The sequence below is a fragment of the Streptomyces sp. NPDC102274 genome, assembly GCF_044766385.1.
Classification (GTDB): Bacteria; Actinomycetota; Actinomycetes; order Streptomycetales; family Streptomycetaceae; genus Streptomyces.
Map to the genome: position 1 here is coordinate 66,267 of NZ_JBIWLW010000005.1, position 22,320 is coordinate 88,586.

Here is a 22,320-nt window from a genome sequence, read left to right on the forward strand (position 1 = left end):
GTCAGCGAATCGCCCCCACGTCACCCGTGAGCGCGGTCCATCGACCGTGTATCCGTGCCCGCGGCGGACGCGGGAGGGCGTGCACCGCTCACGACTCACCCATGGCGGCGCCCCCGAGCAGGATCGGGGCTTGTTCCGGACCAGGGTCCCGCAGCCGGAAGCCGTGCACCTCCAGGATCGTACGCAGAGCCCGGTAGATGGCGCCTTGCTGGGTGGCCCGCACCTCGCGGGGCACGGCCTGGTCGACCGCGGGGTGCTGCATCCACAGCACAGCCACGGTCCCGTCCGGCCGGGCCGACAGAGCCGCACCCGCGTGCCCGAGGCCGTGATTGTTCCGGTCCCAGGTCGACAGACCGGCGAGCAGGAGAGCCCTGATCACATCCCTCGCGAGACATCGCCGAGCGGCGGGGAAGCGTGTGTGGTCGACGACGCACCGCTCCATCGCGTATTCCACCTCGGCCTCGGACACATCCTGAATCTGGTCGCTCGTAGCTTCGTTCATGACTTCTGTACTACGACGCCGACGGCGGGCTGTCTTCCGGCGGAGGGGTCTGCGCCTGCCGGACGGGTGAACGCCGTCCTACGCCGGCAGTAGTCCCGGCCGGGGAGGCCGGGGCGTCAGGCCCTGGTCCGCAGGTGGTCTCGTGCCCATGCCTCGAAGGTGGTGAGGGGGAGACCGAGGTCCCGCGCGAAGTCCGGGCGAGCGGGCTGTTCGTGCTCATTTACGTGTGCCTGCCCGAAGCCCATGTCGGGCATCCCGGCGGCGGTCGCCTCCTCTTTGGTCATGTCGGGTGCGGTCAGCTCGGTGCCCAGGTTGCGGGAGAGGATCTCGGCGATGTCGGTCATCGTCAGGTAGTCGCCGGCCAGCTCCAGTTCGACACGGTCGAACCGCTCGGGCGCGGCGATGGCCGCGGCGGCTGCCGTGCCGATGTCCTCGACCGCGACGAGAGACAGCCGGGTCGCGGGCTTCAGGAGACTCACCAGGCCGCCCTCGACCCCGCGGGGGAACACGATTTCCTCGGAGGGGAGGAGGTTCTCCATGAAGAAGCCCGGTTTGATGAGCGTCCAGTGCGTGAAGCCCGCCTCACGCACCCGGTCCTGGATCCCGGCCTTCGCGGAGTAGTAGGGCTCCATCCAGGCCCAGTCGCCCTTGACCCAGCTGACATGCTGCCCGGCGCCGGAGACCGAGGTGTGCACGAACTGCGGCACTCCGGCGGCCCTCGCGCCCTCGATCAGATTGACCGCCTGGGCAACCTCGCCTTCGAAAGCGCGTCCGTTCACATCGGGCATCTGCACCGAGAAGACGGCGCGGGCGCCTTCGGCGGCCCGGGTCAGGGAGTCGCGGTCGTCGAGGTCGCCGGTGACCAGTTCGGCGCCGAGCGCTTCGACGGCCTTCGCCCGGTCGGTGCCCGGGTCGCGGACCAGTGCCCGGACGGGGACGCCCGTCGCGAGCAGGGCGCGGGCGGTGGCGCCGCCCTGTCGGCCGGTGGCGCCGGTGACCAGGACGGGTGCGGATTCCGTAGTCGCGGATTCAGTAGTCATGGTGTTCCTCGGATGACGGTAGAGCTAAGTGGCGAGGCCCGCCACTTACCTTCCGGTACGATACGGAGGACCCCGCCACTTAGCAAGCTCGGAGATGACGCCATGACCGTCCAGCGCGCGGACGCCCGGCGCAACTACGCGCGGATCCTCGCCGTCGCGGAGGAGGAGGTCGCCGCGCACGGCGCCGACGCCTCTCTGGAACAGATCGCCCGCGTCGCGGGGGTCGGATCGGCCACCGTGCGCCGGCACTTCCCCGGCCGACGCGCGCTGTTGGAGGCGGTGTTCAGCGAGCGGATCGAGGTCCTGTGCGCCCGCGCCGAGGAGTTGGCCGGGGCGGCCGACGCGCGGGCGGCGCTGCTGGACTGGCTGGGCGCGCTCACCACGTACGCCGCCTCCGCACGGGGCATGGGCGAAGCGCTGGTCCAGGACGGGATGACCGACCCGGAACATGTGAACGTCTGCTCGGCGAAGCTCGGCGGGGCGGTCGACCCGCTGCTGCACCACGCCGCGAGCGCCGGCGCGGTGGCGCCGGGCGTGACCACCGCCGACCTGATCGCGCTGGTCACGGGCATCGCCCTGGCCACGGAAAACCACCCGGACCCCACAGCCGAGGCGCTCCGGCTCCTCGGCCTGACCATGCAGGGAGTCAGCCCTCAGAAGTGAGAGAGGGCGGCGAGCGCGCCGCGAAGGCGGACGGCGCGCGAAGGCGGACCGCACGAGGAAACCGACATGACCGAAGCGGAGCCGGTGTCGTCGGGACCACGGTCGTCCGCAAAGCTCATGGCTCGGCCACGGGCTTGCGTGCCAGGACGTAGCCCTGCGGTGTCTTCTCGGCGGAGTCCGGCTGTCGCGTCATGGTGGCCGAGACTTCGAACCCAGCGCGTCGCAGGAGATCGGCGATCTCGTCCGGTTGCTGCCGGTACCAGTCCACGCATACGGCTTTGCCAAATGCCTCGGCGCGGTGCCCCTGGTCATTACCGACTTGGAAGACAACCATCAACTGCCCACCTGGCGCGAGCACCCGGTGAAACTCGAAGAACACATCCGACCGTCGCTCCCAAGGGATGTGGATGATCGAGTAGTAAGCGAGCAACCCGCCGAGGGAGGCCCGCGGTAGATCCAAGGCCAGCATCGATCCCACCTCGAAGCGAAGGTCCGGGTAGGTGCGGCGGGCCACGGCGATCATCTCGGGCGACAGATCGATACCGAACACGTCCAGTCCCAAGCGGCGAAGCACCACCGTCACCTGACCGGGTCCACAACCCACATCGGCGACAAGTCCGTTCCCACCCGCCTGTACCAGTTCGGCGAAGGCGGCCAGCAAGGCACGGTCCAGTGGCTTGGCGTCCAGGCCAGAGCTCACCATGTCGGCGTACTCCGCGGCCATGACGTCGTATGAGGTTCTGGTCGAGGCGAGAAAGGGTTCGTCGGGCACGACCATGAAGGCTAGGGCCTGGTGCCACCATGCACATAGCCCAGGTAACGGTCCGCGTCCGTAGGTGTGGTTGACGCCCATCACTCGGGCCCGGCCGGGAGCGAGGGCGGGGTGGCAACGGGCAAGGCAGGCAGGCCGATCGGGAGAAGTGGATCACGACAGGTCAGAGCCTGACGTACCTCGCTGCTCCCGGCATCTGACCAGACACCGGCCACAGCTGTCCTGTCTCATTCGACCTCGCTGCCGGGGGACGCCCTGACCTGCGGAGACACAAAGCCGGGTGCGACACCGGAACCTTGCCGTCTCACTTGAAGTTGTCGGCAGAGCGGGAACGGCGGTCTCCCCTTCGCGCGAGGCTTGTGTTGGACTGCCCTGACAAAATCCATACACGACGATGGGGTGAATGCGATGCCTCTTGAGGGCGAGTACGAGCCGAGTCCGGCGCAGTGGGTGCGCGAACAGGTCGAGCGGTATGAGAGTTCGGGTGGCACACAGGGCACAACGCTCTGGGACACGGGCCTGCCGGTCATCATTGTCACGATGCGCGGCGCGAAGAGCGGCAGGATCCGCAAGATTCCGCTGATGCGCGTGGAGCACGAGGGGCGGTACGCGGCGGTTGCCTCGAAGGGCGGCTTCCCGCGCCACCCGGTCTGGCACTTCAACCTCAAGGCCGACCCGCAGGTGGATCTCCAAGACGGCCCCGAACGCCAGGGCATGACGGCCCGTGAGCTCACCGGGGACGAGAAGGCCCAGTGGTGGCAGCGGGCGGTCGCCGCGTATCCGCCGTACGCCGAATACCAGGAGAAGACCTACCGCGTGATCCCCGTCTTCGTGCTCGAACCCGAGCACCTGGCCGGGCCGGCGAACGCCCCGGCGCCGACGAGGAGCTGAGCTTCGGACCCCACTCGCCCGGCCCGGCGAGGCGCCGCGCGGCTGGGGTGCCAGGAGCCCGGCGCCGGCCTGGACAGGCTCACCTGACCTTGTTCCGACTCGAACTACTACGGCGACCGGCGCGACGTCACCACGATGAGGAGCGCACTCGGCATCGCCCGCCGGATGGGAGAGGCCGAGGCGCTCGCCGACTGGTGCGGCGGCGAGGTCTCCCCCGCTCCCGGCACCCCGACAGAGGATCCCGAAGCGGTGTGGGACTACCTCGCCAAGAACCTGCTGTGCTACTTCCACTACTGCGGTACCTGCCGAATCGGCGTCGACGACCTGGCCGTCGTCGACCCGGAACTGCGGCTGCACGGCATCACCGGTCTGCGGGTGGGCGACGCCTCCGTGTTCCCCTCGATCCCGTCCGCCAACACCAACGCGACCGCCTATGCCGTCGCGGAGCGCACGGCGTCGCTGCTCACTCGGGCCGGGCTGGTGACGTCGACATCACGAGGCCCCTCGCTGCGCTGACCCTCCCCAACCCCGCCCCACGGTTCGGCGAGGTCCGGTTTCAACCCGTACGTACCGGGGTCCTATGAGGGCCGTCTCCGGCCCCAGGCCATGTCTGAATAAATAGCGCCGTCCGCCCGGAGGGCGGGTGCTTGAGCGGCAGACGAGTCGGGCTGTACGCCGGATTTTGTCACCGGTCGGCCTCACGGCCGGCCGGGAGACGGCCATCCATCTAGGACCGGCGTTGCCGCCGGTCTCGTGCGGTCTACCCGCGGACTCGGGCGGGCAGCCCTCGATCGTCCGCGCAGGAGCACCGGGGCGCTCCCTTTTGACCTTGCTCCGGGTGGGGTTTACCTAGCTGCCCAGGTCACCCTGGGCACTGGTGGTCTCTTACACCACCGTTTCACCCTTACCGGAACCCGTACGCGTACGGCCCCCGGCGGTCTGTTTTCTGTGGCACTGTCCCGCGGGTCACCCCGGGTGGCCGTTAGCCACCACCCCGCCCTGCGGAGTCCGGACGTTCCTCGGGAAGCCCCAGGGGGCTCCACGCGGCCGTCCGCCCGGCTCGTCTGCCGTATCGCCATGTTACCCGGCGGGAGCCGGGCCGAGCGCATCGGCGCCGGTGGGGGGCCGGCGCCGATGGGAGCCGGGAGGGGAGGGGAGGGAGAGCGGGCCTTGACCTTGCCGCGACGTCAGGGTTTGTACTGGATGCATGCGGATCGCAGAGATCGCCGCTCTCGTCGGAGTCACCACGCGGGCGGTACGCCACTACCACCACCAGGGCCTGCTGCCCGAACCCGCCCGGCGGGCCAATGGCTACCGTGACTACTCGGTACGGGACGCCGTTCTCCTCGCCCGGATCAGGCGGCTGACCGAGCTGGGGCTCGCCCTGGACGAGGTGCGGGACGTGATCTCCGACGACGCCGGGCGCGAACTCACCGAGGTGCTCGCCGAGCTGGACGCCGATCTGGCGCGGCAGGAGGCCGAGATCCGGGCCCGGCGCACCAGGCTCGCCGAGCTGATGGAGAACCCGCCGTCCACCGAGGGGCCGGTGTCCCCCGCGCTCGCGCGGCTGCTGGGCACCGTCCCGCCGATCGACTCTCCCATGGGTGCCAAGGACCGCGAACTGCTGGTCCTGTACGACACCGCCGGGGGCCACGAGGAGTTCTACGAGGCGCTGCGTCCTCTCGCGGAGAGCGCGGAGCTCCACGGTCTCTACCGGCGGCTGGACGAACTCGCCGACGCGGCGCCCGACGACCCCCGGATCGCGCCCCTCGCCGACGAACTCATCGCCGCCATCCCGGACGAGGTGGTGGCCGCGATACCGAAGGCGACGGGGCAGCCCGTCATCGACGGGTTCGGGGAAGCCCTGCTCGCCGACTTCCCCCCGGCCCAGGCCGAGTTCGCCCGTCTGATCATGGAGGCGCTGATGGCGAAGGTGCGGACGGTTCAGACGCCGACGGGAGAGACGCCGGCAGGAGAGACGCCGGCAGGAGAAGGGGGATCGTCGTGAAGTGGGCCGTACCGCTCGTCGTCGTGGGTGAAATCGTGCTCGTCGGCTGTCTGTTGGCGGGGGTGGCGGTCCCCGCACCCGTACTCCTCGGCGCCGAGGCCGTCGTGCTCACGCTCTTCGCGCTGGAGGCCGTGGTCCTGCGCCGGCACTACGCGCGGGCCCGGCGGACCGGCGCCGCCCGCCGGGACGCGCTCGCCGCGGCGGTCCGTACCGGCGTACCCGAGCCCGTACGCCGGCTGCTCGCGCATGAGATACGGGGCTTCGCGAGCCTCGGGCGGTGGGTGGCGCGCCGTACGCACGGGGTGCGGGAGGGCGATCACGCCGCCCCGTACACCGGCCCGCAGACGGCGATGATGTACGGCCTGCTCTTCGTCGCCGTCGTCGAGACGGTGGCGCTGGCCGTGCTGATCCCGTGGCCGGTGGTGCATCGGATTCTGCTGGTGCTGGACGTCTATACGGTGCTGATGGTGCTGGCGTTGCACGCGGGCTGTGTGACACGGCCTCATGTGGTGGGCGCGGACGGGTCGTTGAGGATCCGGTACGGCTCGCTCCTCGACCTGTCCGTCGAGGCGGCACGGATCGCTTCCGTACATGTCGACCGGCGCTACCCGCGGAGCGGCGGGCTGATCACCTTCGACCCGGCGCACGACGGGGTCCTCGATCTCGCGGTGGGCGGCCAGACGACCGTACGGGTGGAGCTGACCGAGCCCGTCACGTTCGTACGGCCCCTCGGGCGGCGCGAGCGGGCCCGGGTGGTCCGGTTTCACGCGGACGCTCCCGCCGCGTTGGTCAAGGCGCTCGATCAGGCACTCAGGCCGGCGCGAACAGCGCCTTCGCCAACCCCGGATCGGCCTGGGTGAGCCGTACCCGCAGCCACTCCCCCAGCGGGAGTGGCGTGGTGCCGCCCTCGATACGGGCGACCACGGCGGGGTCTTCCAGATGGACGGTGCCGACGGACGGATCGCGCTCCCGCACATCGATCACGTACCCGTCGAAGAGCTCGCCGACCCGCTCCCTGAGCAGCGCCGCCTCCACGATGTCGACGCACTCGCGCTCCACGCCATTGGCCCGTTCCGCCCCCTCGGCCATCTCCTTCGGCAGCCTGTCCAGAGCCGCGAGCACCCACTCCGGTGGCTCCTGGCCCGCCACCGCGCTCAGACAGATCTCCCCCGCGTACCGGTCGACGAGCCGCCGCAGCGGGGCCGTGCAGTGGGTGTACGGGGCGGCGACCGCCGCGTGGACGGCGGGCCGCGGGATCCGGCCGCCGGTGAACACGGTGTAGCCCGCGCCGCGCAGCAGCGCCGTGCACTCCTGGAGGAAGGCGGCGTGGCGGGCGTTGTGGGGGTCGAGGGAGCGGACGGTCTCGGCGTACGCGACGTGGTGCGGCCAGTCGATGCCCAGCGCCTTCGCCGAGCGGCGGAGCCGGCCGACCGCGCCGTCCGGGGCGCTGGGCATCGTACGGAGGATGCCGGTGCCGGCCGTCAGCATCAGCTGGGCGGCGGCCATGCCGGTGAGCAGGGAGATCTGGGCGTTCCAGCCCTCGACGGGGAGCGGGGCGCGGTACGCGACGGCGTACGAAACCCCGGACCGGCCGCCGGACGCACCGCCCGGCGGGCCGCCGGACGTGGTGTCCGCTTCCGGTGGGCACTCCACGATCTCCTGCTCGGGGACGCTGAGGGAGATACCGCCGCGCTCCCGTTCCAGCCGTTCGCGCAGCAGCCCGATCTCCTTCAGCAGGGCGAGGGACTCCGGGGCCGTCCCCGCGTCGATCTCCCGCTGCGCGCCCGCGTAGTCGAGCCTCGCCCTGCTCCGTACGAGCATCCTGTGGACCTCGGCCGAGACCGTCCGGCCCTCCGCGTCCAGATCGATCTGCCAGAGCAGGGCCGGTCTGGTCCGGTCCGGCAGCAGACTCGCCGCGTCCTCGGAGAGGACGGCAGGATACAGCGGCACCCTGCCGTCGGGGAAGTAGAGGGTCTGTACGCGACGACGGGCCTCGGCGTCGAGCGCGCCGCCCGGCGTCACGAACGCGGCGACATCGGCGATCGCGTAATGGACCCGGAAGCCGCCGCCCGCGCGCCGGGCCAGTCCCATCGCCTGGTCGAGGTCGGCGGCGGCGGGCGGGTCGATGGTGAACAGTTCGATGGTGGTGGCGTCGCGGTCCGCCAGCCAGCCATCCTCCGGCGGCCGTGGGGCCCGTACGGCCCGTTCCGTCTCGGCGTGGACGGCGGCCGAGAAGGCCCCGGGCACGTCGAGCGCCGTGCGCAGCGCGCCCAGGGCGGTCCGCAGCGGCGCGTCGGCCGCGCCGGTCGTGTGCAGATGACAGCGGGGCATGAATCGAGCGTATGGCGGACGGACCCGGGCGGCGCGGCGAAGCACGGGCCGCGCACACCGCGGTGGCTCGGGCGGCTCGGCGCGGGCCGCCCGTCGCCCGCGCCAGGGCCTGGGGCCTGTCTTCAAAGTCCCGCCCGCCCCTCGGGCGGACGGCGCTACTTTGAAGACACGCCCTAGGCTGGCGCAGGGGCCCCACCCCCTGTCCCGTACGTCGTCCGAGGAGAACCACCGTGCTCGTGCTGTTGCCGCCGTCGGAAGGGAAGGCCGCCTCCGGGCGCGGCGCTCCGCTGAAGCCGGAGTCGCTCTCCCTGCCGGAACTGACCGCGGCCAGGGCCGCCGTACTCGACGAACTCGTCGAGTTGTGCGCCGCCGACGAGGAGAAGGCGCGCGAAGTGCTCGGTCTCACCGAGGGGCTGCGCGGCGAGATCGCGAAGAACGTGGAGCTGCGTACGGCGGGCACGCGCCCGGCCGGGGAGATCTACACCGGTGTGCTGTACGACGCGCTCGATCTGGCCACGCTCGACGCCTCCGCGCGGCGGCGGGCGGCGAAGTCGCTGCTGGTCTTCTCGGGGCTGTGGGGCGCGGTACGGATGGGCGACCGGATCCCGCCGTACCGCTGCTCGATGGGCGTCAGGCTGCCGGGGCTCGGCGCGCTGGGCGCGTACTGGCGTGGACCGATGGAGTCCGTCCTGCCGGAGGTGGCGGGTCGTGGGACCGTGCTCGATCTGCGTTCGTCGGCGTACGCCGCCGCGTGGAAGCCGAAGGGCGAACTGGCGGGACGCACGGCGACGGTACGGGTGCTGCACGCTCAGATCGACCCGGCCACCGGGGCGGAGAAACGGTCCGTGGTCAGCCACTTCAACAAGGCGACGAAGGGCCGGCTGGTACGGGATCTGCTGACCGCGGGCGCCCGGCCGAAGGGCCCCGCCGAGCTGGTGGAGACGCTGCGGGAGCTGGGGTACGTGGTGGAGGCGACCGCTCCGGAGAGGGCGGGGCGTACCTGGGCGCTGGACGTGGTGGTCACGGAGATCCACTGAGTCCCGCACCTCCCCCACGTGGCGCTCCGCCGCATTGCACCCTGCGCAACGGTCATTGCGCACCATGGCACGGGCGCGGCAGGATGTGGCCATGACCTCCGCGCCCGTGGCTTCCGTGCTGGACCTCGCCCCCGTCATCCCTGTCGTCGTCCTCGACGATGCCGCCGACGCCGTACCGCTCGCCCGCGCCCTCGTCGCGGGCGGACTGCCCGCGATCGAGGTGACGCTGCGGACGCCGGCCGCGAGGGCGGCGATCCGCGCGATCGCGGCGGAGGTGCCGGACGCGGTGGTCGGCGCGGGTACGGTCATCACGGCCGACGCCGTGGCCGACTCGGTGAAGGCGGGCGCGCGCTTCCTGGTCAGCCCGGGGTGGACGGACACGCTGCTGGCCGCGATGCGGGACTCGGGCGTGCCGTTCCTGCCGGGGGTGTCGACCACCTCCGAGGTCGTGGCGCTGCTGGAGCGCGGGGTGACGGAGATGAAGTTCTTCCCGGCGGAGGCCGCGGGCGGCACGGCCTATCTCACGTCCCTGTCCGGTCCGCTCCCCGGGGCCAGGTTCTGCCCCACGGGCGGCATCACGGCGCGGAAGGCACCGTCGTATCTCGCCCTGCCGAACGTCGGCTGCGTCGGCGGCACATGGATGCTCCCGGCGGACGCGCTGGCGGCCAAGGACTGGGACCGGGTCGAATCACTGGCCCGCGAGGCGTCGGCACTGCGCTAGGTGTTCTGTTCGGTTCTGGACACGCCGCTCCTGAACCCGCGTCTCTCCTGAACCCGCGCGCCGCCGGACGGCCGACGGCGCGCGCACGTCAGCGCAGATGCGAGGTGTCGTTCAGCAGCCGCACCGACGTGTTGCCGTCCGCGTAATACGCCACCGCTGACAGCGAGGCCGCCGACAGCTCCATCCGGAACAGTGACTCCGGCGGTGCGCCGAGAGCCAGCCGTACCAGGGTCTTCACCGGGGTGACATGCGTGACCAGCAGCACCGTTCTGCCCGGGTACCGTTCCAGCAGCCGGTCGCGGGCGGCCGCGACGCGCCGTCCCACGGCCGTGAAGCTCTCGCCACCGCCGGTCGGCGCGACATCGGGTGAGGCGAGCCAGGCGCTCAGATCGTCGGCGTACCGCTCCCGGACCTCCGCGAACGTCAGCCCCTCCCAGGCGCCGAAGTCCGTCTCGCGCAGGCCCTCTTCGACGGTGACCTCCAGACCGAGCCGGGACGCCACGGCCCCCGCCGTCTCACGGCAGCGCCTGAGCGGTGAGGAGACGATCTCCTGGATGGTGCCGCGCGCGGCCAGCGACGCGGCGACGGCCTCGGCCTGTCGGCGGCCGGCCGCCGACAGCTCCGGGTCGCTGCCGCCGCTGCCCGAGAAGCGCTTCTCGGGGGTGAGCGCGGTCTCGCCGTGCCGCAGCAGGACGAAGGTGACGGGGGCCCCGAGGTCGGCGGAGGAGCCCCAGCCCACGGACGCGGAACCCGAAGGCGCGGCGGAGGGAATGGTTACGGAAGCGGCGGAGGGAGTGGGCACGGAGGATCCCGCCGCCGTCTCCGTCCGCTCCGTGCGCGCGGCCCTCGCCACGGCCTCGCTCGCTTCCGCCTCCGTCGTCGCCGCCCGCGCCGCGCCCGCGTCCAGCGCCGCCGTGGACGCCGACGCGTCCCACTGGCCGCCGTTCCTGCCCGCGTCCATCGCCTCGTTGGCCAGCCGGTCCGCGTGCTTGTTCCGCTCGCGCGGGATCCACTCGAAAGTGACCTGCCCGGCGGGGAGGATCCGCGTCGCCTCGGCCGCCAGCGGCTTCATGTCCGGGTGCTTGATCTTCCAGCGCCCCGACATCTGCTCGACGACGAGCTTGGAGTCCATCCGGACCCGGACGGCGGCGGCCGGGTCCAGCGCCTTGGCGGCCTTCAGTCCGGCGATCAGGCCCTTGTACTCGGCGACGTTGTTGGTCGCGATACCGATGTACTCGGCGGCCTCGGCGAGCGGTTCACCGGTCGCGCCGTCGAGGACGACCGCGCCGTACCCGGCGGGCCCCGGGTTGCCCCGGGAGCCGCCGTCCGCCTCGACGATCAACTGCCGCATTACAGACCCGAATCGGCGGTACGCACCAGAATGCGGCGGCAGTTCTCGCACCGCAGCACGGCGTCGGCGGCGGCCGCCTTGACCTCGTTGACCTCGGTGATGTTCAGCTCCAGCTGGCAGCCCTCGCAGCGGCGCCGGAACAGCCGTGCCGCGCCCACCCCGCCCTGCTGGACGCGCAGCTTCTCGTACAGCTTGAGCAGGTCGGCCGGTACGGAGGCGGCGATGACCTCGCGCTCCTTCGTGAGGGTCGCGGCCTCGCGGTCGAACTCCGCGACGGCGGCGTCCCGGCGCGCGGCGGCGTCATCGGCCCCGGCCTCCACGGAGGAGACACGTTCCGTCAGCTCGGCGACCCGCTCCTGCGCGGACTCGCGACGCTCCATGACTTCGAGGACGATGTCCTCCAGATCACCCTGCCGCTTGGCGAGGGAGACGATCTCGCGCTGGAGGTTCTCCAGGTCCTTGGGCGAGGTGACCGCGCCGGAGTCCAGGCGCTGCTGGTCGCGTACGGAGCGCTGGCGCACCTGGTCGACGTCCTGCTCGGCCTTGGTCTGCTCGCGGGCGGTGTCGCTCTCCTCGGTCGTCGAGGCGACGAGCAGGTCGCGCAGTTGGGCGAGGTCCTTGGCGAGCGACTCGATCTCGGCGTGCTCGGGCAGCGCGGTGCGCTTGTGGGCGAGTTGGGACAGTCGTACGTCGAGGGCCTGGACGTCGAGGAGTCGGATCTGGTCGGCGGGCGCGGCGTTCAGTTGGGGGCTCCTGAGGAGTCGGAGGAGTGGTGGGCCGACCAGGGGTCGGTGACCGTCTTCGAGACATGGACCCGCAGGTCCCAGCCATGACGGTCGGAAATCTCGTCGAGCTGGGCGGCGGCCTGTTCGCACCAGGGCCATTCGGTGGCCCAGTGCGCGGCGTCGACCAGCGCGAGCGCGCTCTGTTGGGTGGCCTCGGAGACCGGGTGGTGGCGCAGGTCGGCGGTGAGGAACGCGTCCACGCCCGCCGCTCTGACCTGGTCGAAGAGGCTGTCGCCCGAGCCGCCGCTGACGGCGACCGTACGGACGGGCGCGTCCGGGTCACCCGCGACGCGGATGCCCTGGGCGGTGCCCGGCAGCCGGTGCGCGACGCGTGCGGCGAAGTCACGGAGGGTCGCGGGGCGGTCCAGCTCGCAGATCCTGCCGAGGCCGCGCCGTCCGGCGGGGTCCGTGGGATCGGGTACGAGGGGCCGTACGACCCGCAGGTCGAGCGCGCCCGCGAGGGCGTCGGAGACACCGGGGTCGGCGGTGTCGGCGTTGGTGTGCGCGACATGCAGCGCGATGTCGTGCTTGATGAGGGTGTGTACGACGCGCCCCTTGAACGTGGAGGCCGCGACCGTCGTCGTACCGCGCAGATAGAGCGGGTGATGGGTGACGATCAGTTCGGCGCCGAGCCGTACCGCTTCGTCGGCGATCTCCTGGACGGGGTCGACCGCGAACAGGACCCGGGTGACCGTGGCGCCGGGGTCACCGCAGACCGTGCCGACGGCGTCCCACTGCTCGGCCCGCTCGGGCGGCCAGAGGGCGTCGAGCGCGGCGAGGACGTCCGTCAGACGGGGCGCGGGGGGATCGTTGGCGGGGACGGCTGAGGGGACAGGGGGCACGGTGCAAAGGCTACCTGCCCCGGGTGCCCCGCCCACCATGGCTACGGCGACCGCCGGGCGGGGGCCGGCGGTCGCGGGGCCGGGCGGGGGCTTCCCCGCCCGGCTCGCGCACCGGTCACCGCGTCGTGGCCCGCCGGACGCCCCCGGGCGGACGGGACTTCGGACGTGCTCGGCTACCTGACGAGGTAGCCGCGCAGGTCGTCGAGGACCTGGTTCGCCGCCGTCACGCCCAGGCCCAGGTACCAGGTCTCGTCCTTGACGTCCTTGGCCCGACCCGTCTTGACGGCCTTCAGGTTCTTCCACAGCGGGTTGGAGCGCGCGGTGTCGCGCTGGGTCTTCGCCGGGTCGCCGTACACGCCCGTGAAGATCCAGTCGGCGTCCGCGTCGTCGATCTTCTCCGGGCTGATCTCCACGGCCAGATCGTTGATCTGCTGGTTCTCCGGCCGCGGCAGACCGATGTCGTCGAGGATCGTGCCGATGAAGGACGCCTTCGCGTACAGCCGCAGCCGGTCCGGCATGTAGCGCACCATCGAGACGGTCGGCTTTTCGGGGCCGATCTCCGTGCCGAGGGCGGCCGCCTTCTTCTCGTACGCGGCGAGTTCGGTCTTCGCCTCCGCGGTGCGGTCCAGCGCCTGGGCGTTGAGGAGGTAGTTCTCCTTCCAGGGGAAGCCGGGGCGGATGGTGAAGACCGTCGGGGCGATCTCCGCGAGCGCCTTGTACTTGTCGGCCGCGCGCAGCTGGCTGCCGAGGATGAGGTCGGGCTTCAGGCCGGCGATCGCCTCCAGGTTGAGGTTGTTGACCGTGCCGACGCTCTTGGGGCTGCCCGCGCCCTTCCGCAGATAGCTGGGGATGCTTTCGTCGCCCTCGGTCGGCGCGTAACCGACCGGCTTCAGACCGAGCGAGACAACGTTGTCGAACTCACCGACGTCCAGCACGATGACCCGCTCGGGGCGCTTCTTCAGCTCCGTCGTGCCCATGGCGTGGGTGATCGTGCGCGGGAACTGGCCCGGCTTCGCGTCGGTCCCGTAGGCGGCCGTCTTCTTCGCCGCGTCGGCGAAGTCCTTGCCGCCCGTGGCGACGGCGGCCTTCTTGTCGCCTCCGTTCGACGCGGCGGACCCGCTGTCGGAGGACTCGCCGCTGCCGCAGGCCGCGAGGGAGAGCGCGGCGGCGAGAGCGACGGCGGCGGCTGCGCCACGGCGTCGTATGGACATCTTGATGCTCCTGGGAGGCGGTGCTCGTGGGGATACCGGTGGGGTCGAGCGTGGCTGGTAAGGTGTGCCTTACCTTAAACGCCGCCGCATCGGGCAGCACACCCACCCCCTCGCTTTCAGTGGAATCGCGCGATGGCCACCCTTATGTGTGAAGTGCGAGGTCTCGCATTGTTCGGCAGGAAGTACGAAAACTAGCTTCTTCGCCGGAGGTGACAGACCGATGACGGCCTGTGCTATCGAGACGGCTACTGCGGCTACCGAGAACGAGAGCGGAACGGACGGAGCGGACGGGACGGGGCCGAACGGCCCGGGTGGTCCAAGTGGCCCGGACGGAGGGGGCGACGCGGGCGGCCCGCGCCGGGCGGTACCCGCGGGCGGCCCGCGCCGGGCGGTACCGCATCCGGAGTTCGCGATCACGGCGGACGGTGCCTATGCGGCGCGACTGACGCTCGGCGCGCCCCGCCAGGGCGGTCCGACCGCTCGGGGCGACGCCTGGTTCCCTGAGCGGTGGACCCTCGACGGACCCGAGCCGTACGCCGTGCCCCTCCCCCTCGACCAGCCCGAGGAGCCCGACACCGAAGTGCTTCCCCTGGCCGACGGCAGGGTGCTCATCCGCCGGCTGGTCGCCGACCGGCACGACTTCTCGCTGCTCTACCCCACCGGCCCCGGTACGGGCCAGCTGCCGGTCGGCGCGGTCGGCCGTACGGACGAGCACGCCGAACTGACGCTGCTCCCGCCGTCGCCGGACGGCCGCCGCGCGTACGCCCTGTCGAGCGGCCCGCGCGCCACCACCGTCTGGCTGGTGGCGGGCGGCGCGTTCGGCCCCGAGCGGGTCGCCGAGGTGCGAGGACGTTGCTCGGGCGGTGTCTGGCTGGACCGTACGGGCCGGATACTGGCCCTCGACCGGGAGACGGACGGCGTGGTGAAGGCCGTCACCGTCGATCTGGGGCGGGGCGGCGAGGTGACGCCGCTGCTCCAGATCACCGAGGAGAGCAACGACCGGCTGCTGCTGGCGGACGCCGACAGCGGACTGCTGCTGATCCGCTCGGACGCGCCGGGCCACGACCGGTTGGGGTGGGGCGTCCTGGGAAGTCTGCGGCCGGTGCGGTTCCCCGAGTGTCTGCGGCCGGCGGACTGCGCGGTGACGCCGTTCGCCGTGCAGCCGGGGCAGGTACTGATGCCGGAGAGCTGCGCGGTGGCGCTGCGGATCGACGGGGCGGCGGGCAGCTGGCTCGGGGTGTGGCGGCCGGCGGGCCGGCGGCTGCATCAACGCCCGGCGCCCGAGGGGTGGCTGGCCGGATCCGGCGTGTGGACCAGGGACGCCGTGCTCCAACTCCCGTACGCCACAGGGGCGGTGCCATGCGGAGTGGCACGCCTCGACGCCCCCGCCGATGTGCTCCTTCCCGTACCTGACGGCCCCCAGGACCGGGACCCGGGCCGGAACGCGGTCGGGGACGCGGTCGGGGAATCCGTCGGGGAATCGGGCCCGTGTCCCGGACCGGATCCTGAACTGGTCACAGAACCGACACAAGCGGAATCGCCGGACGGGGAACCGTCCAACGCCCCCCGCACTCCTGTGATGTGCAGGCCGGTGCCGCTCCAGCAGGCTCCCCTCACCGGCCGTGTGGCACCTGGATAGACTTTCGGCCGGGGCTTCGCGGCCGTACCGACCGGATGTGTCGGTGACGGTGATGCGGACGCGTGACCGTAACGCTGTCGTGGCGGTACGGGGCGGCCGGAGCCCCTGCGCCACACAAGAAGCGATCACGACGGGGTGACTTCCCACATGTCTGAAGCCCGAACCGACATGACCCAGGAGCGTCCGCAGGGAGCGGCGGCCGCCGACGGGGACGACAGCCGCGGTATCGGAACGCACGGAAAGCACCGGGGAGGTGCGGCATCGACGGAGGACTCGGCGTCCCCCGTCCACGGCCGTCACCGCCGCCCGGAACAGAGCAGCTACGCGGCCTGACCGTCCGACGCTGCGGATGGCCTGAACACGTCCGTACATTCAGCGCATTCAGCACATTCCGCACATGAGGAGAGGCCGCCACGGCACGTCCGTGGCGGCCTCTCGCCGTGAGGCGGCGGGGCATCCGCACGGGACATTTGTACTGGGCAAGTTCGTACGCACGCATCTGTCGGGGCCCGGGTCGGGTCCGTAGCGTCGTGGGCATGAGCATGAGGCAGACAGCCAGTACGCCGGCGACGGACAGCCCGGACACGGACACACACCGCGCGACCTCACACCCCGCGGCCTCACCCCCCGCGCCCTCGCGGCCCGCCGGCACGGCGGACGCCGTGAGCTTCACCGGTGTCGTCAAGACCTTCGGCGCGGTCCGGGCCGTGGACGGCATCGATCTCGGTGTCCCGCGAGGTGAGGCCGTCGCGCTGCTCGGCCGTAACGGCGCCGGCAAGTCGACCGCCATCGGGCTGCTCCTCGGCCTCGACGAACCGGACACCGGGACGGTGCGGCTCTTCGGCGGCCCGCCCTCGCGCGCTGTCACGGCCGGGCGGGTCGGGGCGATGCTCCAGGACGGCCGGCCGATCCGGCGGGTGACCGTACGGGAGTTGCTCACGTTCGTCGCCAGCACCTACCCGAATCCACTGCCCCTCGCCGAGTCGCTCGGCCTCGCCGGGCTCACGGAACTCGCCGGCCGCCGCGTCGACAAGCTCTCCGGCGGTCAGCTGCAACGGGTCAGGTTCGCGGTCGCGCTGGCCGGCGGCCCCGAGCTGCTCGTCCTCGACGAACCCACCGCCGCCCTCGATGTGGAGGCCCGCCGCGCCTTCTGGGCGTCCATGCGCGCCTACGCGGACCGCGGCAACACCGTGCTCTTCTCCACTCACTATCTGGAGGAGGCCGACGACAACGCCGACCGGATCGTCGTCATCGACCACGGCCGGGTCGTCGCCGACGGCACCAGCGAGCTGATCAAGGCCTCGGTCGGCGGCCATCTCGTCTGCTTCGACCTGCCGGAGGGCTTCACGGCGGAGCTGACGCGGCTGCCCGGCGTCGTCTCGGCCGAGGTACGCGCGGGCCGCGCCCGGCTCCGTACGGACGACTCGGACGCGACCGTCGTCGCGCTCGCCGGACTCGACGCGATCCGCCGCCTCGAAGTCGCCCCGGCGACACTGGAAGACGCCTTCCTCGCGCTGACGCACACGACGGAGGACAGCGAGGACCCCGGGCACGCCAAGGACACCAAGAACACCAAGGACACCGAGAACGACATGAAGGACGCCCTGTGATGCCCGCCATGCTGGAGTACATCACGCTCGAAGTCCGCCGTACGCTGCGCGATCCCGGCTTCGTCATCTTCGGCGCCGGCATGCCGGTCCTGATGTATCTGCTCTTCACCAATGTCGGCGGCGCCGACCCGGACGCCATGGAGTGGAAGGTCACCTCCATGGTCGGCATGGCCGCGTACGGCGCGCTCGGCGCGGCCGTCGGTACGGGCACCGGGATCGCCGAGGACAAGTCGCTCGGCTGGCTGCGCCAGTTGCGTATCACCCCGATGCCGCCCCGCCAGGTGGTGCTGGGCCGGGCGATGGCCGGTTCGGTGACCGTCCTGCCCGCGCTGCTCACCGTCCTGGCCGCGGGCGGTCTGGTCAACGGCGTACGGCTCGCTCCGTGGCAGTGGGCCGCCCTGGTCGCGCTGTTGTGGGCCGGCGCGCTGCCCTTCACCCTGCTCGGTATCGGCAACGGCTACCGGCTCTCCGCGCAGACGACCGGTGTGGTGAACGTGGGCTGTCTGATGCTCCTGGCCGTGGTCGGCGGGCTCTGGTTCCCGATCGCCGCGTTCCCCGGCTGGCTGCGGACGATCGCGGAGTACACCCCGCCAACCGCTTCGCCGACCTGGGCTGGTCCACCACGCAGGGCACGGCCCCGGGCGGGATGACGATCGTGGTGCTCGCGGGCTGGCTTCTCGTCTTCGGCTCGTACGCGGTGTACGCGTACCGCAGGTCGGCGAGGACCGCGTGAAGGCGGCAGCGGCCCGGTGCGGGCGGCCGGGACCGCCCAGCGGCTACGCGATGCTGCCGTGGCTGCTGCTGGGTCTGGGCTCCTTCGCCAATCTCGTCCGGGGCGAGACGCCCAACCCCTGGTTCGGCGCCATCGGTCTGCTGGTCTTCAACTCCCTCTATGTCTCGGTGGTGTTCCGGTCCTTCGACCGGTCGGCGCGGGACAGCCCCGCCACCCGCTGGGCGCTCGTGGTGATGGGGCTGATGACCTTCGGGCTGGGCGGCGCGTACGGCGGCAGCTGGCTGCTCTTCCTGCCGCTGTTCGGACTCTCCTGCGGCAGCGTGCTGCGCCGCCGGGCTCTCGGTCTGTTCGGGATCCCGCTGACCGCCGCGGCCGGCGGCGTCGCCGCGTACCACGTGGGCTGGGGCGCGATCAGCGTCGCGTACGGGACGTTCATCTCGATGATGGTGACGTCCGCGATCCTCACCCTCTCCGAGACCGTCGTCCAACTGCGCGACACCCGCCAGGAACTGGCCCGTTCGGCGGTGGAGCGGGAGCGGCTGCGCTTCTCGCGCGATCTGCACGATCTGCTCGGCCACACCCTCTCGGTGATCGTGGTCAAGGCGGAGGCCGCGCGCCGGTTGGCGCCACGCGATCTGGACGCGGCCCTGGGGCAGGTCTCCGACATCGAGTCCGTCGGCCGGCAGGCGCTGACCGAGGCCAGGGAGGCCGTCACCGGCTATCGCGAGGGCAGTCTCGCCGCGGATCTGGACCGGGCGCGCTCGGCGCTGGCCGCCGCCGGGATCGAGCCGGTCGTCCAGCAGTCGGGGCCACCGCTGGAGCCGCGGGCCGAGGTGCTGCTCGGCTGGGTCGTACGGGAGGCCGTCACCAACGCCGTACGGCACAGCGCCGCGACCCGGTGCCTGATCACGGTGGACGGCTCGCCGGAGCGGGTACGGCTGACGATCACGGACGACGGCGCGGGGGCGACCGTACGGACCGGGGCGGCCGTACTGACCGGGGCGGCCGTACTGACCGGGGCGGCCGTACTGACCGGGGCGGCCGAGGACTCCGTTCCGTACGGCGGTACGGGCCTGAAGGGCCTGACCGAGCGCCTCGCGGCGGCCGGCGGCTCACTCGAAGCCGGCCCGGTGGCGAGCGCGGTGGCGGCCCGGGGGTCGGGGGCGACGACGGACCCGGCGGGGCAGGGCTTCCGTGTGACCGCCGTACTCCCGGTCGAGGCCGCGTCCGTCACCGGCCACCCGCTTGACGCGCCGTACCGGAAGTAGTGAATTCCCGGCTCGACGTCGCGGTGCGTCCGGCCGCGCCGGACCGGGGCGAGCGCTGCCTCCGGGACCGGTGGCTCCGGGGTCCCGTGGCGGCGTCCGCCCCGCCCTACGCTGTGCTGGTGACGGAGATGCCGCGGGACCACAGACCTGCCACATGCGTACGTGTCCTCCTCGCCGAGGACCAGGGCATGATGCGCGGCGCCCTCGCCCTGCTGCTCGGTATGGAGGCGGACATCGAAGTGGTCGCGCAGGTCGGGCGGGGCGACGCGATCGTGGACGCCGCGCTCGCCTCCCGGCCCGATGTGGCGCTGCTGGACATCGAACTGCCCGGACTCAGCGGTCTCGACGCGGCGGCGGAACTCCGCGACGAGGTGCCCGACTGCCGGGTCCTGATCCTGACGACCTTCGGCAGGCCCGGCTATCTGCGGCGGGCCATGGAGGCGGGGGCGGCGGGCTTTCTCGTCAAGGACGGTCCGGTGGAGGAGCTGGCCGCCGCGATCCGGCGGGTGCTGACCGGCGAGACCGTCATCGATCCCGCCCTGGCCGCCGCCGCGCTGAGCGCGGGGCCGAGCCCCCTCACGGCGCGGGAGCGGGATGTGCTGAACGCGGCCGTGGACGGGGCGACGGTCGCCGATATCGCGGATCGGCTGCGGCTGTCCGAGTCGACCGTACGGAACTATCTCTCGTCGGCCATCGGCAAGACCGGCACCCGCAACCGCATGGAGGCCGTCCGCACGGCCCGCGGGCAGGGCTGGTTGTAGCCGGGCCGACCCGCTCGGGGCCCTCTACGTGTCCGAGGCACGTCCTACGTGTCCGAACCACACCTGTCCGCATCACACGTGTCCGCATCACTTCTGCGAGGGGCCTCGCGGCAGCCACAGCAGCATCAGAACGACACCCGCCAGCAGCACCCCGCTGCCCGTCCTGAACGCCAGCGCGTACCCCTCGGTCAGCGCCTCCGGGCTCGTGCCGCCCGCCGTACGGGACGCCGCCACCGTGGAGAGGACCGCCAGACCGAGCGCACCGCCCATCGTCCGGGAGGTGTTGATCAGGCCGGAGACCAGACCCGCGTCGTCCGCCGCCGCACCCGCCGTGGCCAGCGCGGCCAGTGGTGTGGAGGCCAGGCCCAGGCCGGTCATCATCAGGAGGCCGGGGCCGAGGATCGACGAGAGATACGTTCCGTCAGCGGTCATCGTGGACTGCCAGCCGAACCCCGCCACCGCCATCAGCGTGCCGAGCACCGCCAGATTTCGGGCACCGACCCGTGGCATCAGCCGGGGCGCCAGCTTCGAGCCGAGCACGATGCTCAGCGAGCTGGGGATGAGCGCGAGCCCGGCGTCCAACGGCGAGTATCCCAGCACGTTCTGGGCGTAGACCGTCATGAAGAACCACATGGCGAACGACGCCGCGCCACAGACGAACATCGCCGCGTTGGCGGCGGAGACGGCCCGTACCCGGAACAGTCCGAGCGGCATCAGGGGTGCCTTCGCCCGCGCCTCCACCGCCACGAACGCGCCGAGCAGCAGCGCTCCGCCGAGCAGCGGAAGCAGCGTCGCCGACGCTCCCCAGCCCTGCTCCTCGGTCTGCACGATGCCGTACGCGACCGTGGCGAGCCCGGCCGTGACCAGCACCGCGCCGGGCAGATCGAGGCGCCGTACCCGCTCGGTACGGGACTCGGTCAGCCATACCGCCGCGCCCACCAGGACCAGCACCCCGACCGGCACATTGATCAGCAGCACCCAGCGCCAGGAGAGCAGATCGGTGAGGGCTCCGCCGACGAGCCCGCCGGCCGCGCCGCCGCCCGCGCCGACCGCCGACCAGGTCCCTATGGCCCGGGTCCTGGCGGCGCCTTCCGGTACGGCGGACGTCAGGATGGTGAGCGTCGCGGGCGCCAGTACGGCCGCGCCGAGCCCCTGTACGGCGCGGGCGGCGAGCAACTGCCAGCCCTCCTGGGCGAGTCCGCCCGCGAGGGACGCCAGGGTGAACACCGCGAGCCCGGTCAGGAACATCGCCTTGCGGCCGAAGAGATCGGCCGCCCGCCCGCCGAGCAGCATGAATCCCGCGAACGCGATCGAGTAGGCGTTGAGCACCCACTGCAGACCGGTGCCGGAGAGGCCCAGGTCCGCGCGCATCGACGGCAGGGCGACATTCACCACGGACACGTCGAGGACGACGAGGAACTGTCCCGCGCAGGCGGCGAGAACCACCGCCCAGGTACGCGGCGATCCCGAGGCCGCGGATATGTGGACGGTGTCGGTGTGTGCGGGGGCTCGGACCATGGCGGTCATGGTCGCAGGCGTCGAGCGGTCCGTACATCGGGATTTCGACGTAGGCCCCCGGCTCAGGTGCGCGGAGCCCGGACCCCGCGGTTTCGCCGAATTCGCCGAAGGCAGAACGCCGTTCCCTTCCCGTCGGGTGCGACGCTCCTACTCTGGGGAGGTGAGCAGCCACGCGACCGACCCAGCCCGCGTCATTCCCCTGCGCCCGGTGGCGGCGGCTGCCGCTCCGGCCCCGGACGCCGACGCCTCGCCGCCCGCGGGGGCCGGGGAACCCAGGGAGCCGCTGTGGCGGCATCTCGTGGGTGACGTCCTGCGACGCGAGCGCCTCGCCCAGGAGCGCACGCTCAAGGATGTCGCCGAGGCGGCCAGGATCTCGATGCCGTACCTCTCCGAGCTGGAGCGGGGCCGCAAGGAGGCTTCGTCGGAAGTCCTCGCGGCCGCCGCCCGCGCTCTCGGCCTCGGGCTGGCCGATCTGCTCGCCCTGAGCCACGGCGAACTGAGCCGTCTCGGCGGGACATACACGCGCCGGGCCCACCCCCGTCAGACCCGGATCAGTCCGGCCCGCCCCGGTCAGGAGAGGCCGGGCACGGGACGGAGCGGCTCGGGGCCGTACGAGGCGCGCCTCCTCGCCGCCTGA

At 72.1% G+C, this 22,320-nt stretch carries 21 protein-coding genes, 1 other RNA gene and 2 pseudogenes; 14 read left to right on the forward strand and 10 right to left on the reverse strand.

Features of this window, described 5'->3' with window-relative positions:
* Positions 1–88: 88 nt before the first annotated feature.
* Together ACIRQP_RS08835 and ACIRQP_RS08840 are read right to left on the reverse strand one after the other, a co-directional pair.
* The gene (locus ACIRQP_RS08835) at positions 89–502 is read right to left on the reverse strand and encodes a hypothetical protein (RefSeq protein WP_403885589.1); all 414 of its coding nucleotides are present in this window, start codon (positions 500–502) and stop codon (positions 89–91) included.
* Between the two features lie 116 nt (positions 503–618).
* Positions 619–1,542 carry an NmrA/HSCARG family protein gene (locus ACIRQP_RS08840; protein ID WP_403885592.1) on the reverse strand — a complete coding sequence of 308 codons (924 nt, stop codon included), beginning with the start codon at positions 1,540–1,542 and terminating at the stop codon, positions 619–621.
* 102 nt (positions 1,543–1,644) lie between these two features.
* Between ACIRQP_RS08840 and ACIRQP_RS08845 the strand changes: the two genes are divergently transcribed.
* On the forward strand, positions 1,645–2,205 hold the full coding sequence (locus tag ACIRQP_RS08845; protein ID WP_403885594.1) for a TetR/AcrR family transcriptional regulator: 561 nt from the start codon (positions 1,645–1,647) through the stop codon (positions 2,203–2,205).
* A gap of 115 nt (positions 2,206–2,320) precedes the next feature.
* Here ACIRQP_RS08845 and ACIRQP_RS08850 read toward each other — a convergent pair whose 3' ends face one another.
* A complete protein-coding gene (locus ACIRQP_RS08850) occupies positions 2,321–2,983 on the reverse strand; it encodes a class I SAM-dependent methyltransferase (protein ID WP_403885597.1) in 663 nt (220 codons plus the stop codon).
* Between the two features lie 402 nt (positions 2,984–3,385).
* Here ACIRQP_RS08850 and ACIRQP_RS08855 point away from each other — a divergent pair, with 402 nt between their 5' ends.
* Positions 3,386–3,868, forward strand: a complete 483-nt coding sequence (locus ACIRQP_RS08855) for a nitroreductase family deazaflavin-dependent oxidoreductase (RefSeq protein ID WP_403885600.1) — start codon at positions 3,386–3,388, stop codon at positions 3,866–3,868.
* A gap of 102 nt (positions 3,869–3,970) precedes the next feature.
* A pseudogene (locus ACIRQP_RS08860) lies at positions 3,971–4,384 on the forward strand (GMC oxidoreductase); the annotation flags it as partial.
* 139 nt (positions 4,385–4,523) lie between these two features.
* Here ACIRQP_RS08860 and rnpB read toward each other — a convergent pair.
* Positions 4,524–4,931, reverse strand: an RNA gene (gene rnpB, locus ACIRQP_RS08865) — RNase P RNA component class A.
* Between the two features lie 144 nt (positions 4,932–5,075).
* Here rnpB and ACIRQP_RS08870 point away from each other — a divergent pair.
* Both ACIRQP_RS08870 and ACIRQP_RS08875 read left to right on the forward strand, forming a co-directional pair.
* Positions 5,076–5,876 carry a MerR family transcriptional regulator gene (locus ACIRQP_RS08870; protein ID WP_403885603.1) on the forward strand — a complete coding sequence of 267 codons (801 nt, stop codon included), beginning with the start codon at positions 5,076–5,078 and terminating at the stop codon, positions 5,874–5,876.
* Complete coding sequence (locus ACIRQP_RS08875) at positions 5,873–6,736, forward strand: hypothetical protein (protein WP_403885606.1); 864 nt, start codon at positions 5,873–5,875, stop codon at positions 6,734–6,736. Before ACIRQP_RS08870 ends, ACIRQP_RS08875 begins: the two co-directional genes overlap by 4 nt.
* Here ACIRQP_RS08875 and ACIRQP_RS08880 read toward each other — a convergent pair.
* A complete protein-coding gene (locus ACIRQP_RS08880) occupies positions 6,687–8,207 on the reverse strand; it encodes an RNB domain-containing ribonuclease (protein WP_403885609.1) in 1,521 nt (506 codons plus the stop codon). The two genes, ACIRQP_RS08875 and ACIRQP_RS08880, sit on opposite strands and share 50 nt — an antisense overlap.
* 230 nt (positions 8,208–8,437) lie before the next feature.
* Between ACIRQP_RS08880 and yaaA the strand changes: the two genes are divergently transcribed.
* Entirely contained in the window at positions 8,438–9,244 is an 807-nt protein-coding gene (gene yaaA / locus ACIRQP_RS08885; protein WP_403885612.1) for a peroxide stress protein YaaA, read from the forward strand.
* A gap of 91 nt (positions 9,245–9,335) precedes the next feature.
* The gene (gene eda / locus ACIRQP_RS08890; RefSeq protein ID WP_403885615.1) at positions 9,336–9,965 is read left to right on the forward strand and encodes a bifunctional 4-hydroxy-2-oxoglutarate aldolase/2-dehydro-3-deoxy-phosphogluconate aldolase; all 630 of its coding nucleotides are present in this window, start codon (positions 9,336–9,338) and stop codon (positions 9,963–9,965) included.
* 88 nt (positions 9,966–10,053) lie between these two features.
* Here the strand turns inward: eda and ACIRQP_RS08895 are convergent, their stop codons facing one another.
* From ACIRQP_RS08895 to ACIRQP_RS08910, 4 genes are all read right to left on the reverse strand, one after another.
* On the reverse strand, positions 10,054–11,316 hold the full coding sequence (locus ACIRQP_RS08895) for a bifunctional RNase H/acid phosphatase (RefSeq protein WP_403885618.1): 1,263 nt from the start codon (positions 11,314–11,316) through the stop codon (positions 10,054–10,056).
* Positions 11,316–12,059 (reverse strand): zinc ribbon domain-containing protein, encoded by a 744-nt coding sequence (locus ACIRQP_RS08900; RefSeq protein WP_403886334.1) that lies wholly within the window; start codon positions 12,057–12,059, stop codon positions 11,316–11,318. Before ACIRQP_RS08900 ends, ACIRQP_RS08895 begins: the two co-directional genes overlap by 1 nt.
* Entirely contained in the window at positions 12,056–12,943 is an 888-nt protein-coding gene (locus ACIRQP_RS08905; protein WP_403885621.1) for a Nif3-like dinuclear metal center hexameric protein, read from the reverse strand. Before ACIRQP_RS08905 ends, ACIRQP_RS08900 begins: the two co-directional genes overlap by 4 nt.
* A gap of 173 nt (positions 12,944–13,116) precedes the next feature.
* Positions 13,117–14,154 carry an ABC transporter substrate-binding protein gene (locus ACIRQP_RS08910; RefSeq protein WP_403885624.1) on the reverse strand — a complete coding sequence of 346 codons (1,038 nt, stop codon included), beginning with the start codon at positions 14,152–14,154 and terminating at the stop codon, positions 13,117–13,119.
* A 220-nt stretch (positions 14,155–14,374) separates the two neighbouring features.
* On the opposite strand from ACIRQP_RS08910, the gene ACIRQP_RS08915 reads away from it, so the two are divergent.
* The 6 genes and pseudogenes from ACIRQP_RS08915 (at position 14,375) to ACIRQP_RS08940 (ending at position 20,165) form a co-directional block, all read left to right on the forward strand.
* On the forward strand, positions 14,375–15,793 hold the full coding sequence (locus ACIRQP_RS08915) for a hypothetical protein (RefSeq protein WP_403885627.1): 1,419 nt from the start codon (positions 14,375–14,377) through the stop codon (positions 15,791–15,793).
* Positions 15,794–15,940: 147 nt separating this feature from the next.
* Complete coding sequence (locus ACIRQP_RS08920; RefSeq protein WP_403885630.1) at positions 15,941–16,126, forward strand: hypothetical protein; 186 nt, start codon at positions 15,941–15,943, stop codon at positions 16,124–16,126.
* Positions 16,127–16,455: 329 nt separating this feature from the next.
* Positions 16,456–17,403: an ATP-binding cassette domain-containing protein gene (locus ACIRQP_RS08925; RefSeq protein ID WP_403886337.1), complete on the forward strand. Its 948-nt coding sequence runs from the start codon at positions 16,456–16,458 to the stop codon at positions 17,401–17,403.
* Between the two features lie 8 nt (positions 17,404–17,411).
* Positions 17,412–18,136 (forward strand): annotated as a pseudogene (locus ACIRQP_RS08930) (ABC transporter permease).
* Positions 18,133–19,404, forward strand: coding sequence for a sensor histidine kinase (locus tag ACIRQP_RS08935; protein WP_403885633.1), 1,272 nt, complete (start codon positions 18,133–18,135; stop codon positions 19,402–19,404). The pseudogene ACIRQP_RS08930 and the gene ACIRQP_RS08935 overlap by 4 nt, the downstream one beginning before the upstream one ends.
* 128 nt (positions 19,405–19,532) lie before the next feature.
* On the forward strand, positions 19,533–20,165 hold the full coding sequence (locus tag ACIRQP_RS08940; RefSeq protein ID WP_403886340.1) for a response regulator: 633 nt from the start codon (positions 19,533–19,535) through the stop codon (positions 20,163–20,165).
* 87 nt (positions 20,166–20,252) lie between these two features.
* Here the strand turns inward: ACIRQP_RS08940 and ACIRQP_RS08945 are convergent, their stop codons facing one another.
* A complete protein-coding gene (locus ACIRQP_RS08945) occupies positions 20,253–21,683 on the reverse strand; it encodes an MFS transporter (protein WP_403885636.1) in 1,431 nt (476 codons plus the stop codon).
* A gap of 160 nt (positions 21,684–21,843) precedes the next feature.
* On the opposite strand from ACIRQP_RS08945, the gene ACIRQP_RS08950 reads away from it, so the two are divergent.
* A complete protein-coding gene (locus ACIRQP_RS08950; RefSeq protein WP_403885640.1) occupies positions 21,844–22,320 on the forward strand; it encodes a helix-turn-helix domain-containing protein in 477 nt (158 codons plus the stop codon).

What these genes read in the sequence shown, in the direction of transcription:
- ACIRQP_RS08940 (WP_403886340.1), top strand. Translation starts at nt 19,533, where the DNA reads ATGCCGCGGGACCACAGACCTGCCACATGCGTACGTGTCCTCCTCGCC.
- ACIRQP_RS08845 (WP_403885594.1), top strand. Translation starts at nt 1,645, where the DNA reads ATGACCGTCCAGCGCGCGGACGCCCGGCGCAACTACGCGCGGATCCTC.
- ACIRQP_RS08915 (WP_403885627.1), top strand. Translation starts at nt 14,375, where the DNA reads ATGACGGCCTGTGCTATCGAGACGGCTACTGCGGCTACCGAGAACGAG.
- ACIRQP_RS08855 (WP_403885600.1), top strand. Translation starts at nt 3,386, where the DNA reads ATGCCTCTTGAGGGCGAGTACGAGCCGAGTCCGGCGCAGTGGGTGCGC.
- ACIRQP_RS08835 (WP_403885589.1), bottom strand. Translation starts at nt 502, where the DNA reads ATGAACGAAGCTACGAGCGACCAGATTCAGGATGTGTCCGAGGCCGAG.
- ACIRQP_RS08850 (WP_403885597.1), bottom strand. Translation starts at nt 2,983, where the DNA reads ATGGTCGTGCCCGACGAACCCTTTCTCGCCTCGACCAGAACCTCATAC.
- ACIRQP_RS08840 (WP_403885592.1), bottom strand. Translation starts at nt 1,542, where the DNA reads ATGACTACTGAATCCGCGACTACGGAATCCGCACCCGTCCTGGTCACC.
- ACIRQP_RS08880 (WP_403885609.1), bottom strand. Translation starts at nt 8,207, where the DNA reads ATGCCCCGCTGTCATCTGCACACGACCGGCGCGGCCGACGCGCCGCTG.
- ACIRQP_RS08945 (WP_403885636.1), bottom strand. Translation starts at nt 21,683, where the DNA reads ATGGTCCGAGCCCCCGCACACACCGACACCGTCCACATATCCGCGGCC.
- ACIRQP_RS08920 (WP_403885630.1), top strand. Translation starts at nt 15,941, where the DNA reads ATGTCTGAAGCCCGAACCGACATGACCCAGGAGCGTCCGCAGGGAGCG.
- ACIRQP_RS08870 (WP_403885603.1), top strand. Translation starts at nt 5,076, where the DNA reads ATGCGGATCGCAGAGATCGCCGCTCTCGTCGGAGTCACCACGCGGGCG.
- eda (WP_403885615.1), top strand. Translation starts at nt 9,336, where the DNA reads ATGACCTCCGCGCCCGTGGCTTCCGTGCTGGACCTCGCCCCCGTCATC.
- ACIRQP_RS08910 (WP_403885624.1), bottom strand. Translation starts at nt 14,154, where the DNA reads ATGTCCATACGACGCCGTGGCGCAGCCGCCGCCGTCGCTCTCGCCGCC.
- ACIRQP_RS08895 (WP_403885618.1), bottom strand. Translation starts at nt 11,316, where the DNA reads ATGCGGCAGTTGATCGTCGAGGCGGACGGCGGCTCCCGGGGCAACCCG.